Origin of the sequence: Microbacterium sp. S308A+ (assembly GCF_049800815.1) — a bacterium.
Taxonomy (GTDB): domain Bacteria; phylum Actinomycetota; class Actinomycetes; order Actinomycetales; family Microbacteriaceae; genus Microbacterium.
This window is the reverse complement of record NZ_JBNAFT010000001.1, coordinates 1,092,177-1,106,444: the sequence shown is the minus strand read 5'-3', so window position 1 is coordinate 1,106,444 and position 14,268 is coordinate 1,092,177. Positions and strand designations below refer to the sequence as shown.

Here is a 14,268-nt window from a genome sequence, read left to right as displayed (position 1 = left end):
TCGCGTGCCGGCAGCGTCTTACGCCACTGCTGTGCAGCGCCTTATCCGGCACGTTGACGGTATGGTGCTTCCTTCTGCCGAGGACTGACAGAATGACCGCTGACGAATCTTCGTCGACTCAGGACAGCGATCGTCGGGCCTTCGCCGATGCGTTTTCTCGTGCCGTTGCTGCCCGCGATCTGAGCTTGAGAGAGCTTCATCGACGGCTGACTGATCGCGGCAATCCTGTTTCCGTCGCCACGCTCAGCGCCTGGCGCACTGGCGCTCGCTATCCTGAGGGTGCCCAATCTCGTACAGCGGTGGTCGAACTCGAGGAGATCCTCGGGCTGGGGGCGGGGGTGCTGGAACGCCTTGTGCGGTGGTCGCGCAGGAGTGGCCAGGTGCGTAGCGTCGGTGCCGTGTTCTCCGATCACGAACTCGCCCAGATCTATTCGGAGACCGAGGCGGCTCTGTCTGCAACGAATGCACATTTGCTGCGCGTTCTCCACGCCACCGTCGTTGCGGACGTGAGCGCATCTAGAGGCGTGCGCGAGCACTCATATCGACTGCTGGTGCAGGCTACCAGCGGTGTCGTCGATGCAATTTCGATCGCGACGCTGTTCGATGAACGTATCCCAGAGATCCCGCGTCTCGTTGCTCGTGGTGGCGGGAAGTTCACGCGCAGGTACCTGCACCCGACCGGCGCCATGGTTGGAGCCCGCTACGAGCTCGACGCTCCGGTTGCTGCCCCCGGCACCGTTTTCATTGAGTACGTCGTGCAGTATCCGGAGAGCTTTCCTGTCGATCGCAGCTGCGGGTATGGGGTCGCTCGACGGGCACGGGAGGTTGCCGTCTGGGTGCGGTTTGATCCTGCGGCTCTCCCTGCGTGGGTCGAGGAGTTCGAAGACATTGGACACGGAGAGGTTTCTGTGCCGCTTCAGCTGACAGGCGCATCAGCGCACGTCGTGCGCAGGGGGTTCGGGCCAGGTGTTCTCGCAATACGGTGGGGGTCCAACGATGAGGCCGATGTCGATCGTCTGTAGCGATACAGCCTCCATCGCGCGGGTGAAGACCCTCCAGCCCAGCCTGATCTGAGCCAGAGGCCTTCGGTGGCGTCGAGGCCGGTGTCGTAGAGGGTGCGGCTGATCTGGTCGTGGGGCTCTGGGTCGGTGCGGGTGGTGTCTGATTCGATGGGCTTGGCGAGGTCGAGGGGTAGCTTGTGAAGCGTGAGGAACCATTCGGCCGCGCGGCGGCGGTGTTCCTCGGTCATGCCGCGGTGGCGGCGGAGCAGGTCCCGGATCTGTGCGTTGAGTGAATCGTCCCCGGGTCTCTGCCGCTTCTATGCGGGTGAATCGGCCTGGGTTTCGTTCCTATCGGGAGCCTTGTCCGGCGGTTGCCGGTTGGCCTGATTCTTGGCCAGCTTAGTACGCGTCCTCAACCTCGATCGGGGTGCGCATGTCGAGCTCTCCGTGGAGCCGTGACTTGTTCCGCCACCAGACCATTCGAGGGTCGCGAGCTCAACCTGCTCGACTGTCCGCCAGGGGCGGGACTGTCTGATTTTCGGTGTTTCTGGGCCGACCTGACCGAAAGGAACAGGCCGTGATGGACACGACCGAGATGATCGATCCTGTGACTGGGGAGATCATCGATGAGCAGCAGCTCGCGGAGCAGTTGCTGAAGCAAGCGAAGGAACAGGGCGTCGACCTGCTGGGTCCGGACGGGCTGCTGAACGGGTTGACGAAGCGGGTGCTGGAGACAGCACTGGATGCGGAGATGACCGAGCACCTCGGCCGAGACAAGCATCAGCCCGCCGACGGCGGCAACATCCGCAACGGCTCCAGATCGAAGACCGTGCTGACGGAGGTCGGCCCGGTGCAGATCGACGTGCCGAGGGATCGAGACGGGGCGTTCGACCTGAAGATCGTCAAGAAGCGGCAACGACGACTGACCGATGTGGACGAGATCGTGCTGTCGCTGACTGCGCGCGGGTTGACGACCGGGGAGGTCGCCGCGCACTTCGATGACGTCTACGGCGCCTCTGTGAGCAAGGACACGATCTCGAGGATCACGGACAAGGTGATCGAGGAGATGATGGAGTGGCAGAACCGGCCGCTGGATCGGGTCTACCCTGTCGTGTTCATCGACGCCCTGGTGGTGAAGGTCCGCGACGGGCAGGTGCGGAACAAGCCGTTCTATATCGCCGTCGGCGTTACGGTGAACGGGGAGAGGGACACCGCCGCGCGGTCCGTGCCCGCGGGCACTTCCCGAACGATGCGGCCGCGCTGAAATGCCTCTACCTCGTGACCCGCTCGCTTGACCCGACAGGGCGCGGCAGGGCACGCTGGGCGACGAGGTGGAAGCCTGCGTTGAACGCGTTCGTGATCGCCTTCGAAGGCCGAATCAACTAATGACCGCCGGCCCAGAAACACCGTTCATCGGACAGACCCCGCTTCGGCGTTAACAGAAGGCACGTCGTGCGGCGCCCCGACAGAAGTAGGTAGAGGACGTCAGCATTGATCTACTCCCTGCCGTGAGAGTCGCGCGTGGAGACGCCTCGACTCCTGAGCTTGTTGAGTATGGTGCTCGCGTTGAAGCCCAGGCGGTCGCCGACTCGCTGGAGGGAGAGACCTTCGCCGTAGAGGCGGATCATCTAGTTTACCTGCTCCTCGGTGGGAGGCTGCCGGCGCATGGAGGCCCCTTTACGCTTGATGACAGCACTCACTGTCACTCGATGCACGCCGTGCTCGCCCGCAAGCTCGTAGACCGTTCGGCCTGCACGGTAGCCCTCGACGATCGCCTTCTCGGTACTCGAGGGAAGCTTCTTCCCAAGACGCGCCGTACGCGGCTTCACGGGGCTACGCTGGTGGCGGAGGCACTGGGCCAGCTCCGCGCGTATTTCGCGGGGGAGCGGACGAGCTTCGACCTGCCCTTCGACCTGGGCCTCCAGTCCGAGACGAGCAGGGTCGTGCTCCTCGCTCTGCACGACACGGTGCGCCACGGCGAGACGGTGACGTATGGCGAACTCGCCGAGCGCAGCGGAACGGCGGTGCCTGCACGGGCGATCGGGTCGATCATGGGCGCCAACCCGATCCCGATCATCGTGCCCTGCCATCGCGTCGTGGCGAGCGATGGCCTCGGCGGATACTCCGGCGGTGCTCCGGGGGAAGGGCTCGTCACCAAGCGCTGGCTGCTCGAGCACGAGGGCGCACTCCCGTCCGCGCTGTTCTGAGGCCGTGCCCCTGAGAGTGATCTCGCCCGAGAGGCGGGAGGAGCACCGTGCCTGAGAGCCGGCAGGGGGGAGGGTGGGGGAACGGCCCACGGCGTTCAGCCGGACCGGCCGGCCGGGGTCAGCCGGCCGCGGGGAGGAAGGAGGCGACGAGCTCGCCACGCTGCCGGAACGCGAGGGCCGTGCCGTCGTCGTCGACGACGATCGGCGCGTCGAGCTCGGCGAACCGGGGGAACGCCCACCGTCCGCCGCGGAAGCTCCCGCCGCGGACGTCCATGGCGTGATCCTCGGCCACGGCCACGAACAGGATCCCGGGGACGTGGTCCGCGGGATGGTCGAAGTGGAACGGGTCGTCGAGGTCCCAGGCCACGTCTCCCTCGTCCATGCGCCGGGTCGTCGGCGCCGGACGCTCGCGGCGCACGGCGGCGTATTGTGCGGGGCGGAGCCAGCGCGTGAGCGCGTGTCCGGTGGCGACCGTCGTGCCGGAGGGGGCGAGGACCGTCATGTCGAATCGACAGCCGCGGCGGTCGACGTCGCTCGCCGACACCTCGTAACGGAGCGCGGAAGGCCCGTAGTCCGGGAACGGCACGGGGGCACCGGTCAGGACGAGGGCGACCTCGTCGAGGAGGAACGAGGCGTCCAGCGGGACGTCGAGCGTCGTGTGCGCGGCGGCGAACCCCGCCTGCCGGAGCCCCTCCACGAGGAGGACCGTCGGCACGGTGCGTCGACCTGTCGGGACGACCCGGTGCGCGCGGGGGATCGAGACGGCCGAGCCCTGCGAATCCACGGCGGAGATCAGGACCTGGGACTCACAGCTCTTGTGTGCGAGCGACTTCAGCGTCGGGGCACTCATCGACGACTCCTCGGGGTCAGATGTTCTCAAACCCCCCGGTCTGGTGAGAACGTAGCAGAACAGCAGGAGCCGATCGTCGCCGAGCGTCGTTATGGCGGTCTTACCGACAGAACAGGCCGGTAAGACGACAGCCCTCTCGTGCGGAGCGCCGTCCGCGTTCCTCTTTCATCGTCTGGCCCTGCCTGGCTGTGCCGGAGGGACGGCGGGGAAGAATGCCGTGCGGACGTATCTCGAAGCGTCTTCACGCGCGGACCGGCGGTGCACGTGCGAGGCGCGGGCCGGTGGCGTACGCTGAGATCCCATGGCGAGGAACGGAAACCCGACGCGCCGTCGCCAGGTGATGACAGCGGCGGCCGAGGAGTTCGCGGCCAAGGGATACACGCTTACCTCCTACGGCAGCATCGCCGAACGGCTCGGGCTGCAGCGCACCGTCGTGCAGAACTACATCTCGTCCAAGGCGGAGCTCGCCGCCGAGATCGCCTGGGCGCCGTTCCGGACCGGGAAGTTCCTCGGGCCCGACGGTGAGCTCGGGGAGGGCATCACCGGGATCCTCGACCTCGTCACCCACGTCGCCGAGCACTATGTGAGCGACGTCTCGGCGCGTGCCAGCATCCGGCTCATGAGTGAACGCGACGTCATTCCGGCGGAGCTCCCGATCCCGTTCGAGGGCTGGCTGGTCGTCATGGAGCGGATGCTCGGCGACGCCGTCGCCGCCGGTGAGCTGCCGCCGGATGCAGACGTCGAGCTCATCGCGCACTCCCTCGTCGCGACCTTCGAGGGCAGCAGGCGGGTCGCCGAGGCCCGCGGACGCAGGGCGCGTCTGCCCGAGTACACCAGGCGCACGGCCGAGTACGTGCTCCGCGGCGCCTCCTAGCCTGCCGTCCTGCACCTCTTCCTGCGTGGAGACGGGCGAAATCAGGGCTGTCCTTGATTCAGATACACGTGTATGCTGTAGGCAGGGTGATCGCCGAGGAGTGCAGTGGGCATCGCGATGGGCTCAGAGCTCGTCGGCATTGCGCGCGAGGAGGGCGTCACCACGCCGGCGGGAGATCGGGAAACTCCGCCGAGCGTCGCGAAGGGGCCGCGTTCGGGTCGCGGCCCCTTCGTCCTTCCTCGACCAGAGGCCCGCGGACGCCTCATCGTCCAGGAGCGCGTCTCGGCGGCCTGATTCGCCGGGAGCCGCCGGTGCCGTCGCTCAGTCCTGCCGCTCCGACGCGTCCTGAAGGCGCACGGGCCCTGGGCCGTCGTGCTGGAGCGCGTCGTCCGGGTTGAGCAGACGGCAGGCTTTCATCGACAGGCAGCCGCAGCCGATGCAGCCGGTGAGCTCGTGCTCCAGATTCTCCAGGATCCGGCGCCGCTCCTGGATCTGGCGCCGCCACGCGCGCGACATCCGTTGCCAGTCGTCCTGCGTCGGGGCACGGTCTCGGGGGAGGCCGTCGAAGACGGAGGCGAGATCGGACAGGGGGATGCCGATCCGCTTGGCGACGATGATCAGCGAGATGCGCCGCAGCATGTGCCGGGCGTAGAGGCGTTGATTGCTGCTGTTGCGCGTGGAGTGGATCAGCCCCTTGCGCTCGTAGAAGTGGAGCGCGGAGGCGGGCACGCCGGTCCGTCCGATCACCTCGCCGATGGTGAGGGGGACGTCCGGATCGATGTGCCCGGCCCCGGTCATGCTCAGGCCCCCGCGATGAGGCCTGCCGTCGCGCTGCGGGCCCGATCGAGACGGGCGGCGACGTCGGCCCAGTTCGCGAGGTTCCACACGGCCGTGACGTAGTCGGCCTTGACGTTGAGGTAGTCGAGGTAGAACGCATGCTCCCACATGTCCAGCATGAACAGCGGCGTGATGCCCACCGGGACGTTCGCCTGCTGGTCGAAGAGCTGGAAGATCGCCATCCTCTGACCGATCGAGTCCCAGCCGAGCACTGCCCAGCCCGAGCCCTGGATGCCGGTCGCGGCGGCGGCGAAGTGCGCCTGGAAGGCGGCGAAGGAGCCGAACTGGTCGGCGATCGCCGCGGCCAGCTCGCCCTCGGGTTCGCCGCCGCCGTGCGGGGACAGGTTCTCCCAGAACACCGTGTGGTTGGTGTGCCCGCCCAGGTTGAAGGCGAGGTTCTTCTCGTGCAGGTTCACCGCGGCGTAGTCGCCGTTCGCTCTGGCCTCCTCGAGCTTCTCCAGCGCGGTGTTGGCCCCCGCCACGTAGGCGGCATGGTGCTTGTCGTGGTGCAGCTCCATGATGCGGCCGGAGATGTGCGGCTCGAGCGCGGAGTAGTCGTAGGGGAGGTCGGGCAGTGTGTAGAGGGGCATCGCTGATTCCTTTCGTGCGGACGTCTTCGACCGTACGACCTCAACCACGGTTGAGGTCAAGTCCGGTTGAGGTCATTTGAGGTCAACCGCGGTTGAGGTCGTAGCGTCGGGCTCGTGACCTACGTGATCGCCCTCCCGTGCGTGGACCTGAAGGACAAGGCCTGTCTCGACGAATGCCCCGTCGACTGCATCTACGAAGGCGAGCGGATGCTCTACATCCACCCCGACGAATGCGTCGACTGCGGCGCCTGCGAGCCGGTCTGCCCGGTCGAGGCCATCTACTACGAGGACGACCTTCCCGACGAGTACATCGACTACTACTCCGCCAACGTCGAGTTCTTCCGCGAGATCGGCTCGCCGGGAGGGGCGGCGCGGACCGGGCTCATCCCGTCCGACCACCCGCTCGTCGCCGCCCTCCCGCCGCAGGAGACGGAGGAGTGAGGGGCGGGACGATGACGCGCACGCCCAGGCAGATCGCGGTGGTCGGAGCGGGTCCGGCGGGGATCTACGCGGCGGACATCCTCGCTGAGCTCGCACCGGACGACCGGATCGATCTCTTCGAGCGGCTCCCCGCGCCGTACGGCCTGGTGCGCTACGGGGTCTCCCCGGACCATCCGCGGATCAAGAAGATCATCGACTCCCTGCACGTGATGCTCGAGAGCGAGCGGGTCCGGCTCCTGTGCGATGTCGACGTCGGCTCCGATGTGACGGTGGATGAGCTGCGACGGGCCTATGACGCCGTGATCGTGGCGACGGGGGCGATCAAGGACGCTCCGCTGGACATCCCGGGGATCGAGCTGCCCGGGTCCTTCGGCGCGGCCGACTTCGTCTCCTGGTACGACGGGCATCCCGATGTCCCGCGGGACTGGCCGCTGGTCGCCGAGTCCGTCGCTGTCATCGGCGCGGGCAACGTCGCGCTGGACGTGGCGAGGATGCTCATCAAACACGCGCGCACCCTCGCGGTCACCGACATCTCGGATGACGTCGCGGACGGTCTCGCCGCCAATCCGATCCGTGATCTCCACCTTTTCGCGCGCCGCGGCCCCGCCGACGTGCGCTTCTCGCCGTTGGAGCTGCGCGAGCTCGGCGAGCAGGAGGACGTGGACGTGATCGTCGACCCCGCGGAGCTGGAGCCCGATCCGCACCTGGAGCGCATGACCGCCCAGTTCGCGCAGCGGCGCGTCCTGGTGCGGACCATGAGGGAGTGGGCCGCGCTCGCGGACGGACCGCGGACGGCGACTCGCCGAGTGCACCTGCACTTCCGCCGTGCGCCGGCGGCCCTGCTCGGCCGTGGGCGGGTGGAGGGATTGCGGGTGGAGCACACGGTCGCGGATGAGCTGGGGCGGGTCCGTGGCTCCGGCGTCTTCGAGGAACATGCGGTGCAGGCCGTCTACCGGGCGATCGGATACGCCGGCTCCCCGCTTCGGGGCGTGCCTTTCGACGCGTCCTCGTCCACGATCCCGCACGAAGCGGGAGCGGTCCTGGACGAGGACGGCGCTCGGATCCCGGGCCTCTTCACGACGGGCTGGATCAAGCGAGGGCCTGTCGGCCTCATCGGCTCCACCAAGGCCGACGCGCGCCAGACGGTCGACACTCTCCTCGCCGACGTCTCCTCAGGAGCGGGAAGGCCGGGCGGAGAAGAGATCCTCCGTCTTCTCGCCGAGCGCGGACGCACCCCGATCGGCTGGCGCGGCTGGCTCCGGATCGACGGGGCCGAGCAGCGCCTCGGCGCGGAGCGCGGGCGTGCGCGTACGAAGATCGTCGATCGTGCGGAGCTCGTCGGGCTGGCAAGAGAAGAAGAGGCGGCTCAGTCGGCGGGCGGCCAGGTCTTGGCGACGAGGGTGAGCACGTCGTAGCCGGCGACCTGCTCGTCGTCCTGGTTGAGCACGACGGCGTCCCAGCGCACCTCGCCGTAGTCGGCGGAGGTGCGGGGGGTGATCTGCTTCACCGTCAGCTGCACGCGGATCGTGTCGCCGGCCTTGACCGGGGTGAGGAAGCGCAGGCCGTCGATGCCGAAGTTGGCCAGGACGGGGCCCGGGTTCGGCTCGACGAAGAGACCGGCGGCGAGCGAGACGACGAGATAGCCGTGCGCGACGATCCCGCCGAAGAGCGGGTTGGCTGCGGCGGCCTCGGGGTCGGTGTGCGCGTAGAACCGGTCGCCGGTGAACTCGGCGAAATGGTCGATGTCGTCCCTCGACACCGCGCGGGGCGGCGACGAGATCCCGTCGCCGATCCGCAGGTCGGCCAGGCTCTTGCGGAACGGATGGAGATCCGAGATCTCGCGGTGCGAGCCTGTCGTCCAACGTCCCGTGATCGCGGTCAGCATGTCGGGTGAGCCCTGGATCGCGGTCCGCTGCATGTGGTGGAGCACGCCGCGGATGCCGCCGAGCTCCTCTCCGCCGCCGGCGCGGCCCGGGCCGCCGTGCACGAGCGTCGGGAGGGGGCTGCCGTGGCCGGTGGACTCCCCGGCGTCGTCGCGGTCGAGCACGAGCACACGGCCGTGCCAGGGGGCCAGGCCCAGGACCACCGCGCGGGCGAAGGCGGGGTCGTGCGTCACGACGGAGGCCACGAGGCTGCCGCGGCCGCGGGCGGTCAGCGCGACGGCCTCCTCGACCGTCCGATACGTGAGCACGGTGCTCACCGGGCCGAAGGGCTCGACGTCGTGCGGCTCGCTGGCGCCCTCGTGCGCGCGCAGCAGCACGGGCGCGAGGAAGGCGCCGGACGTGGCGTCGGCGCCGACCGGCTCGACGACGTCGGGGTCGCCGTAGACGAGGTCGGCCCCGCGGCGGAGCTCCGCGATCGCCCGCCGCACCTCCTCGCGCTGGTCGAGGCTCGCGAGCGCCCCCATCCGCACGGACTCGTCGGACGGATCGCCCACGACGATCCTCGACAGCCGGTCCGAGAGCGCCGCGATCACCCGGTCCGCGATGGCCTCCGGCACGATCGCCCGGCGGATCGCGGTGCATTTCTGCCCGGCCTTGACGGTCATCTCGGTCACGACGCCCTTGACGAAGAGGTCGAACTCCGGATCGCCCTCGGTCACGTCCGTGCCCAGGATCGAGGCGTTGAGGGAGTCGGCCTCGACGCCCAGCCGGAGGCCGCGCTCCTGCACGGCCGGGTCACGGCGGAGGATCTCGGCGGTGCGCGCCGAGCCGGTGAAGGCGACCGAGTCCTGCTCGCCGAGGTGGTCGAACAGTGTGCCGGTGCTGCCGGCGATGAACTGGAGCGAGCCCTCGGGGAGGATCCCGGACTCCACGATGCGGCGCACGACGGCGGCGGTGAGGTAGGCGGTCTGGGTCGCGGGCTTCACGATGCTGGGGAGTCCGGCGAGGAATGCGGGAGCGAGCTTCTCGAGCATGCCCCACACGGGGAAGTTGAAGGCGTTGATCTGTACGGCGACGCCCGTGCGGGAGGTGTAGACGTGCTGACCGAGGAAGGTGCCGCCCCGGCCGAGGGGCTCGGCGGCGCCGTCGAGGTAGACCACGTCGTTCGGCAGCTCCCGCTTGCCCTTGCTCGCGTAGGAGAACAGGGTGCCGATCCCGCCGTCGATGTCGACGAAGGAGTCGCGCATGGTCGCGCCGGTGCGGAAGGAGAGCGGATAGAGCTCGTCCTTGACGGAGCCGAGGTGGAGGGCCAGCTCCTTGAGGAGGCCGGCGCGCTCGTGGAAGGTCAATGCGCGGATCGCGGGTCCGCCGACCTCTCGGGCATGGGCGACGAGCGCACCGGCGTCGAGGCCGGCGCTGGAGACCCTGGCCACGATGTCGCCGGTGGCGGCGTCCAGAACGGTGACGCCCTCGTCCTGCGCCCGGAACCATCGGCCGGCGACGTAGCTCTCCAGAAGTGCGCTCACGGTGCTGTTCCCTTCCGATCGTTCCTGCGGTGCGTCGTTGCGCCGACCGCGTTCGTGTGTCACAGTAGTACAGAACGTTCGGTCAGTAAATAGGATGGAACGCACGGATACGCACGAGGAGGTGCCATGTCGACGATCGTCGTCGAACCGGAGCCCGAGGCGCGCCTCGCTGCGCAGTTCGAGGCCACGGTGGCCAGGAAGGACCGGATCGAGCCGCGGGACTGGATGCCCGAGGCCTACCGCAAGACCCTGATCCGCCAGGTGGCCCAGCACGCGCACTCCGAGATCATCGGCATGCAGCCGGAGGGGAACTGGATCACGAGGGCGCCCTCTCTGCGCCGCAAGGCGATCCTGCTCGCGAAGGTGCAGGACGAGGCCGGGCACGGGCTGTACCTGTACTCGGCGACCGAGACCCTCGGCGCCTCGCGCGACGAGCTCACCGAGATGCTCGTCTCTGGCCGGCAGAAGTACTCGTCGATCTTCAACTACCCGACCCTCTCCTACGCCGACGTCGGCACGATCGGCTGGCTCGTCGACGGGGCGGCGATCTGCAACCAGGTGCCGCTGTGCCGCACCTCCTTCGGGCCCTATGGACGCGCGATGATCCGGATCTGCAAGGAGGAGTCCTTCCACCAGCGGCAGGGATACGAGCTGCTCGCGACCATGATGCGCGGCACCGAGGAGCAGCGCCGGATGGTCCAGGAGTCGGTGGACCGGATCTGGTGGCCCTCGCTCATGATGTTCGGCCCGCCCGACGACGCCTCGCCCAACACGGCGCAGTCGATGGCGTGGGGGATCAAGACGCACACGAACGACGAGCTCCGTCAGAAGTTCGTGGACATGACCGTGCCCCAGGCCGAGGCCCTGGGCGTGACGCTGCCCGACCCCGAGTTGCGCTGGAACGAGGAGCGCGGCCACTACGACTTCGGCCAGCCCGACTGGGACGAGTTCCGGGCGGTCGTCGGCGGCGACGGGCCCTGCAACGCGCAGCGCGTGGCCCATCGGAAGAAGGCCTGGGACGACGGCGCCTGGGTGCGGGAAGCCGCCATGGCCTTCGCCGCCGCCCAGGAGCACCCATCGGTGGAGGAGGCGGCATGACCGGTCCGAACCGGGCGCAGTGGCCCCTCTACGAGGTCTTCGTGCGCGGCAAGCGCGGTCTCAACCATGTCCATGTCGGCTCGTTGCACGCCGCCGACGACGCGATGGCCGTCCTCCACGCCAGGGACGTCTACACCCGCCGCAACGAGGGGGTGAGCATCTGGGTCGTCCGCTCCTCCGCGATCACGGCGTCGAGCCCCGACGAGAAGGACCCGATGTTCGCGCCGAGCGGTGACAAGGTCTACCGCCACCCCACGTTCTACGAGATCCCCGACAACGTCCCCCACATGTGAGAGGAGCAGCCATGGTCGACGTCCGCACGCATGAGCCCGACGCGCACGACAGCGTGTACGCGGGGCTCCTCGGAAGCGACGCGCACTGGGCGTTCGGGACCGATTTCGAGGACCCGCTCGCCGGGGTCGACACCACCGTTCCCGCCGATGCGGATCCGGCGGCGCTCGCGTCATACTGCCTGATGCTGGGGGATGACGCACTCGTTCTCTCGCACCGGATCTCGGAGTGGTGCAGCCGCGCGCCGGACCTGGAGGAGGACATCGCGCTGGCGAACATCGCCCTCGACCTCCTCGGCCAGGCGCGCCTGCTCCTCGCGCGCGCCGCGGCTGCGGATCCGGGGATCGTCCCCGTCCTGCCGGAAGGGTCCCCGGTGCCCGACGAGGACCGGCTCGCCTTCTTCCGCGGCGACGAGCAGTTCCGCAACGTCCGTCTCGCCGAGGTGCCCAACGGCGACTTCGCCGAGACGATCGTCCGGATCCTCCTGTTCTCGGTCGCCCGCGCCGCGGTGTTCTCCCGCCTCGCTGGGAGCCGCGATGCGGTCCTCGCGGCCGTCGCGGTCAAGGGCGGGAAGGAGCTTGCCTACCACGGCGACTTCGCCGGGCGCTGGTTCGTCACCCTCGCGCGGGGGACGGAGGAGTCGCGTCGGCGCCTGCGCGCCGCGCTCGACGGGCTGTGGCCGCTGTGGTCCGAGGTGCTCTCGACGCACCCCGTGGAGCGTGCCGTCGCCGGGGCTGGAGTCGGCGTCGACCCTGCCGACGTCCGCGCCGAGGTGGACGCCGCGCTCGATGCGGTGCTGGCCGCGGCCGGGATGGAACGGCCCGACCGCGCCCCGTTGGCCGGCGTCCGGGGACGCACGGGGCGGGACGGCTGCCACACCGAGGCGCTCAGCCGCATGCTCGCCGAGATGCAGGTCGTCGCCCGCGCCCATCCCCAGGGGCACTGGTGATCGGGGGCTCGGGAGCGCGGAGAGCCCCGGCGGCAGATGGAGCCCTCGCCGCGACGACGGACACGGGCGGACGGCCCGCATCCGAGGTGCACGAGCGTGCCTGGGCCGCCGCGTCCCGCGTCGTCGACCCCGAGCTGCCGATGCTCACCCTCGTCGACCTGGGGGTGCTTCGCGGGATCGAGGTCGGCGATGACGGTGCGGTGGTCGCGGCGATCACGCCGACCTACTCGGGATGCCCTGCGATGGCCACCATGCGCGACGACCTGCTGCGCGAGCTCCGGGGAGCGGGCTTCGCCGACGCGCGGATCCGGATCGCGCTCGACCCGGCATGGACGAGCGACTGGATCACGGAGGAGGGACGCGCCGCGCTCGCCGCGGCGGGGATCTCCCCGCCCGGCGCGGCTCCGAGACGGGCGGGCCCGGTCGCCGTACGCCTGCTGCCGACCCGCCGCGCGGTGCGCTGTCCGCAGTGCGGGAGCGAGGCCGTCGCCCTCAGCAGCGAGTTCGGCTCGACCGCGTGCAAGGCGATGTACCGGTGCCTGGACTGCCGAGAGCCCTTCGACCATGTGAAGGAGATCTGAATGAGCACGATCGCGGAGACGGCGCCCGCCGCGGGCATGTCCGCGGGCGCGGGTCGCGCCGCGTTCCACGTCCTCACCGTCGCCGCGGTCGATCCCCTCACGGACGACGCCGCGGCGGTGACCTTCGAGGTGCCGGACGACCTGCGCCAGCTGTTCGCCTTCGACGCCGGGCAGTCGTTGACGCTGCGCCGCACGATCGACGGCGTCGAGCACCGTCGCACCTATTCGATCTGCGCCCCGGCGGGCGGCGCCCCGCGGATCGGCGTCCGGGTGATCCCTGAGGGGCTGTTCTCGACGTGGCTCGTGCACGAGGTGCGTCCGGGAGACCGGATCGAGGTGCAGCCGCCGGGCGGCAGTTTCCGCGCCGATGCCGCCGAGGGCGGTCGGCACCTCTGCATCGCGGCGGGATCCGGGGTCACGCCGATGCTCTCGATCGCGGCGACGGTGCTGACCAACCCGGAGGCCCAGGTGACTCTCCTGTACGGCAACCGCAGCACGACATCGGTGATGTTCGCCGAGGAGCTCGCGGATCTGAAGGACGCCTATGCCGGTCAGCTCGACCTCGTGCACGTGCTGTCACGAGAGCCGCGTGAGGTGGAGCTCTTCTCCGGTCGCCTGGACGCCGACCGGCTGCGGCAGCTGCTGACCACGCTCATCCCCGTCGAGACGATGGACCACGTGTGGCTGTGCGGGCCGTTCGGGATGCTGACCGACGCGCGCGCCGTCCTCGCCGAGCTCGGCGTGCCGGCGGAGCGGGTGCACGTCGAGCTCTTCTACGTGGACGAGCCGCCGCCCACGGTGCGGCATGCGGACCGGACGGTCGAGGGCGAGACGAGCGAGGTCACCGTCGTGCTCGACGGTCGTCGCACCACGAGCGCGATGTCGCGGGGGACGCCGATCCTCGACGCCGCGCAGCAGGTGCGCAGCGACCTCCCGTTCGCCTGCAAGGGCGGGGTGTGCGGGACGTGCCGAGCCAGGCTCTGCGACGGCGAGGTGGACATGGTCCGCAACTACGCCCTGGAGCCGGCGGAGGTGGCCGACTCGTTCATTCTCACCTGCCAGTCCTATCCCGTCACCGACGAGGTGACGGTCGACTTCGATGCCTAGCCGGCCTCCTCTGCCATGACATCCGTCGCGATC

Annotated in this window: 14 protein-coding genes and 1 pseudogene; 11 read left to right on the top strand and 4 right to left on the bottom strand. The window is 69.4% G+C overall.

The features are described from left to right. Window positions 1-92 precede the first annotated feature (92 nt). The 3 genes and pseudogenes from ACP15J_RS05200 to ACP15J_RS05190 all read left to right on the top strand — a co-directional run bounded on the left by ACP15J_RS05200 (window position 93) and on the right by ACP15J_RS05190 (window position 3,208). Window positions 93-1,022, top strand: a complete 930-nt coding sequence (locus ACP15J_RS05200) for a hypothetical protein (protein ID WP_424937420.1) — start codon at window positions 93-95, stop codon at window positions 1,020-1,022. Window positions 1,023-1,596: 574 nt separating this feature from the next. Further along, window positions 1,597-2,387 (top strand): annotated as a pseudogene (locus ACP15J_RS05195) (IS256 family transposase). Between the two features lie 455 nt (window positions 2,388-2,842). Then, a complete protein-coding gene (locus ACP15J_RS05190; RefSeq protein WP_424937421.1) occupies window positions 2,843-3,208 on the top strand; it encodes a methylated-DNA--[protein]-cysteine S-methyltransferase in 366 nt (121 codons plus the stop codon). Between the two features lie 118 nt (window positions 3,209-3,326). Here the strand turns inward: ACP15J_RS05190 and ACP15J_RS05185 are convergent, their stop codons facing one another. Next, window positions 3,327-4,058 carry an AfsA-related hotdog domain-containing protein gene (locus ACP15J_RS05185; protein ID WP_424937422.1) on the bottom strand — a complete coding sequence of 244 codons (732 nt, stop codon included), beginning with the start codon at window positions 4,056-4,058 and terminating at the stop codon, window positions 3,327-3,329. Between the two features lie 301 nt (window positions 4,059-4,359). Between ACP15J_RS05185 and ACP15J_RS05180 the strand changes: the two genes are divergently transcribed. Further along, window positions 4,360-4,932 (top strand): TetR family transcriptional regulator C-terminal domain-containing protein, encoded by a 573-nt coding sequence (locus ACP15J_RS05180; RefSeq protein ID WP_424937423.1) that lies wholly within the window; start codon window positions 4,360-4,362, stop codon window positions 4,930-4,932. A gap of 321 nt (window positions 4,933-5,253) precedes the next feature. On the opposite strand, the gene soxR is transcribed toward ACP15J_RS05180, so the two are convergent. Together soxR and ACP15J_RS05170 are read right to left on the bottom strand one after the other, a co-directional pair. Then, window positions 5,254-5,730 carry a redox-sensitive transcriptional activator SoxR gene (soxR, locus tag ACP15J_RS05175; protein ID WP_424937424.1) on the bottom strand — a complete coding sequence of 159 codons (477 nt, stop codon included), beginning with the start codon at window positions 5,728-5,730 and terminating at the stop codon, window positions 5,254-5,256. A 2-nt stretch (window positions 5,731-5,732) separates the two neighbouring features. Further along, the gene (locus ACP15J_RS05170; RefSeq protein WP_424937425.1) at window positions 5,733-6,359 is read right to left on the bottom strand and encodes a superoxide dismutase; all 627 of its coding nucleotides are present in this window, start codon (window positions 6,357-6,359) and stop codon (window positions 5,733-5,735) included. Window positions 6,360-6,473: 114 nt separating this feature from the next. Between ACP15J_RS05170 and fdxA the strand changes: the two genes are divergently transcribed. Beyond that, window positions 6,474-6,800: a ferredoxin gene (gene fdxA, locus ACP15J_RS05165; RefSeq protein WP_424937426.1), complete on the top strand. Its 327-nt coding sequence runs from the start codon at window positions 6,474-6,476 to the stop codon at window positions 6,798-6,800. Window positions 6,801-6,811: 11 nt separating this feature from the next. Further along, complete coding sequence (locus ACP15J_RS05160) at window positions 6,812-8,215, top strand: FAD-dependent oxidoreductase (RefSeq protein WP_424937427.1); 1,404 nt, start codon at window positions 6,812-6,814, stop codon at window positions 8,213-8,215. Here the strand turns inward: ACP15J_RS05160 and paaZ are convergent. Then, window positions 8,167-10,209, bottom strand: a complete 2,043-nt coding sequence (gene paaZ / locus ACP15J_RS05155) for a phenylacetic acid degradation bifunctional protein PaaZ (protein ID WP_424937428.1) — start codon at window positions 10,207-10,209, stop codon at window positions 8,167-8,169. The genes ACP15J_RS05160 and paaZ overlap by 49 nt on opposite strands. Window positions 10,210-10,335: 126 nt before the next feature. On the opposite strand from paaZ, the gene paaA reads away from it, so the two are divergent. The 5 genes from paaA (at window position 10,336) to paaE (ending at window position 14,235) form a co-directional block, all read left to right on the top strand. Further along, window positions 10,336-11,307, top strand: a complete 972-nt coding sequence (paaA, locus tag ACP15J_RS05150) for a 1,2-phenylacetyl-CoA epoxidase subunit PaaA (RefSeq protein ID WP_424937429.1) — start codon at window positions 10,336-10,338, stop codon at window positions 11,305-11,307. Beyond that, window positions 11,304-11,600, top strand: coding sequence for a 1,2-phenylacetyl-CoA epoxidase subunit PaaB (paaB, locus tag ACP15J_RS05145; protein WP_424937430.1), 297 nt, complete (start codon window positions 11,304-11,306; stop codon window positions 11,598-11,600). The genes paaA and paaB overlap by 4 nt, the downstream gene beginning before the upstream one ends. 11 nt (window positions 11,601-11,611) lie before the next feature. Then, the gene (gene paaC / locus ACP15J_RS05140; RefSeq protein WP_424937431.1) at window positions 11,612-12,547 is read left to right on the top strand and encodes a 1,2-phenylacetyl-CoA epoxidase subunit PaaC; all 936 of its coding nucleotides are present in this window, start codon (window positions 11,612-11,614) and stop codon (window positions 12,545-12,547) included. A gap of 86 nt (window positions 12,548-12,633) precedes the next feature. Beyond that, the gene (gene paaD, locus ACP15J_RS05135) at window positions 12,634-13,128 is read left to right on the top strand and encodes a 1,2-phenylacetyl-CoA epoxidase subunit PaaD (RefSeq protein WP_424937432.1); all 495 of its coding nucleotides are present in this window, start codon (window positions 12,634-12,636) and stop codon (window positions 13,126-13,128) included. Continuing rightward, a complete protein-coding gene (gene paaE / locus ACP15J_RS05130) occupies window positions 13,129-14,235 on the top strand; it encodes a 1,2-phenylacetyl-CoA epoxidase subunit PaaE (protein ID WP_424937433.1) in 1,107 nt (368 codons plus the stop codon). Window positions 14,236-14,268 lie beyond the last annotated feature (33 nt).

Bases quoted from the DNA above. Each gene is read 5' to 3' on its own strand.
- ACP15J_RS05170 (WP_424937425.1), bottom strand. From the start codon at position 6,359: ATGCCCCTCTACACACTGCCCGACCTCCCCTACGACTACTCCGCGCTC.
- paaC (WP_424937431.1), top strand. From the start codon at position 11,612: ATGGTCGACGTCCGCACGCATGAGCCCGACGCGCACGACAGCGTGTAC.
- ACP15J_RS05160 (WP_424937427.1), top strand. From the start codon at position 6,812: ATGACGCGCACGCCCAGGCAGATCGCGGTGGTCGGAGCGGGTCCGGCG.
- paaB (WP_424937430.1), top strand. From the start codon at position 11,304: ATGACCGGTCCGAACCGGGCGCAGTGGCCCCTCTACGAGGTCTTCGTG.
- paaA (WP_424937429.1), top strand. From the start codon at position 10,336: ATGTCGACGATCGTCGTCGAACCGGAGCCCGAGGCGCGCCTCGCTGCG.
- paaE (WP_424937433.1), top strand. From the start codon at position 13,129: ATGAGCACGATCGCGGAGACGGCGCCCGCCGCGGGCATGTCCGCGGGC.
- ACP15J_RS05185 (WP_424937422.1), bottom strand. From the start codon at position 4,058: ATGAGTGCCCCGACGCTGAAGTCGCTCGCACACAAGAGCTGTGAGTCC.
- ACP15J_RS05200 (WP_424937420.1), top strand. From the start codon at position 93: ATGACCGCTGACGAATCTTCGTCGACTCAGGACAGCGATCGTCGGGCC.
- soxR (WP_424937424.1), bottom strand. From the start codon at position 5,730: ATGACCGGGGCCGGGCACATCGATCCGGACGTCCCCCTCACCATCGGC.
- ACP15J_RS05180 (WP_424937423.1), top strand. From the start codon at position 4,360: ATGGCGAGGAACGGAAACCCGACGCGCCGTCGCCAGGTGATGACAGCG.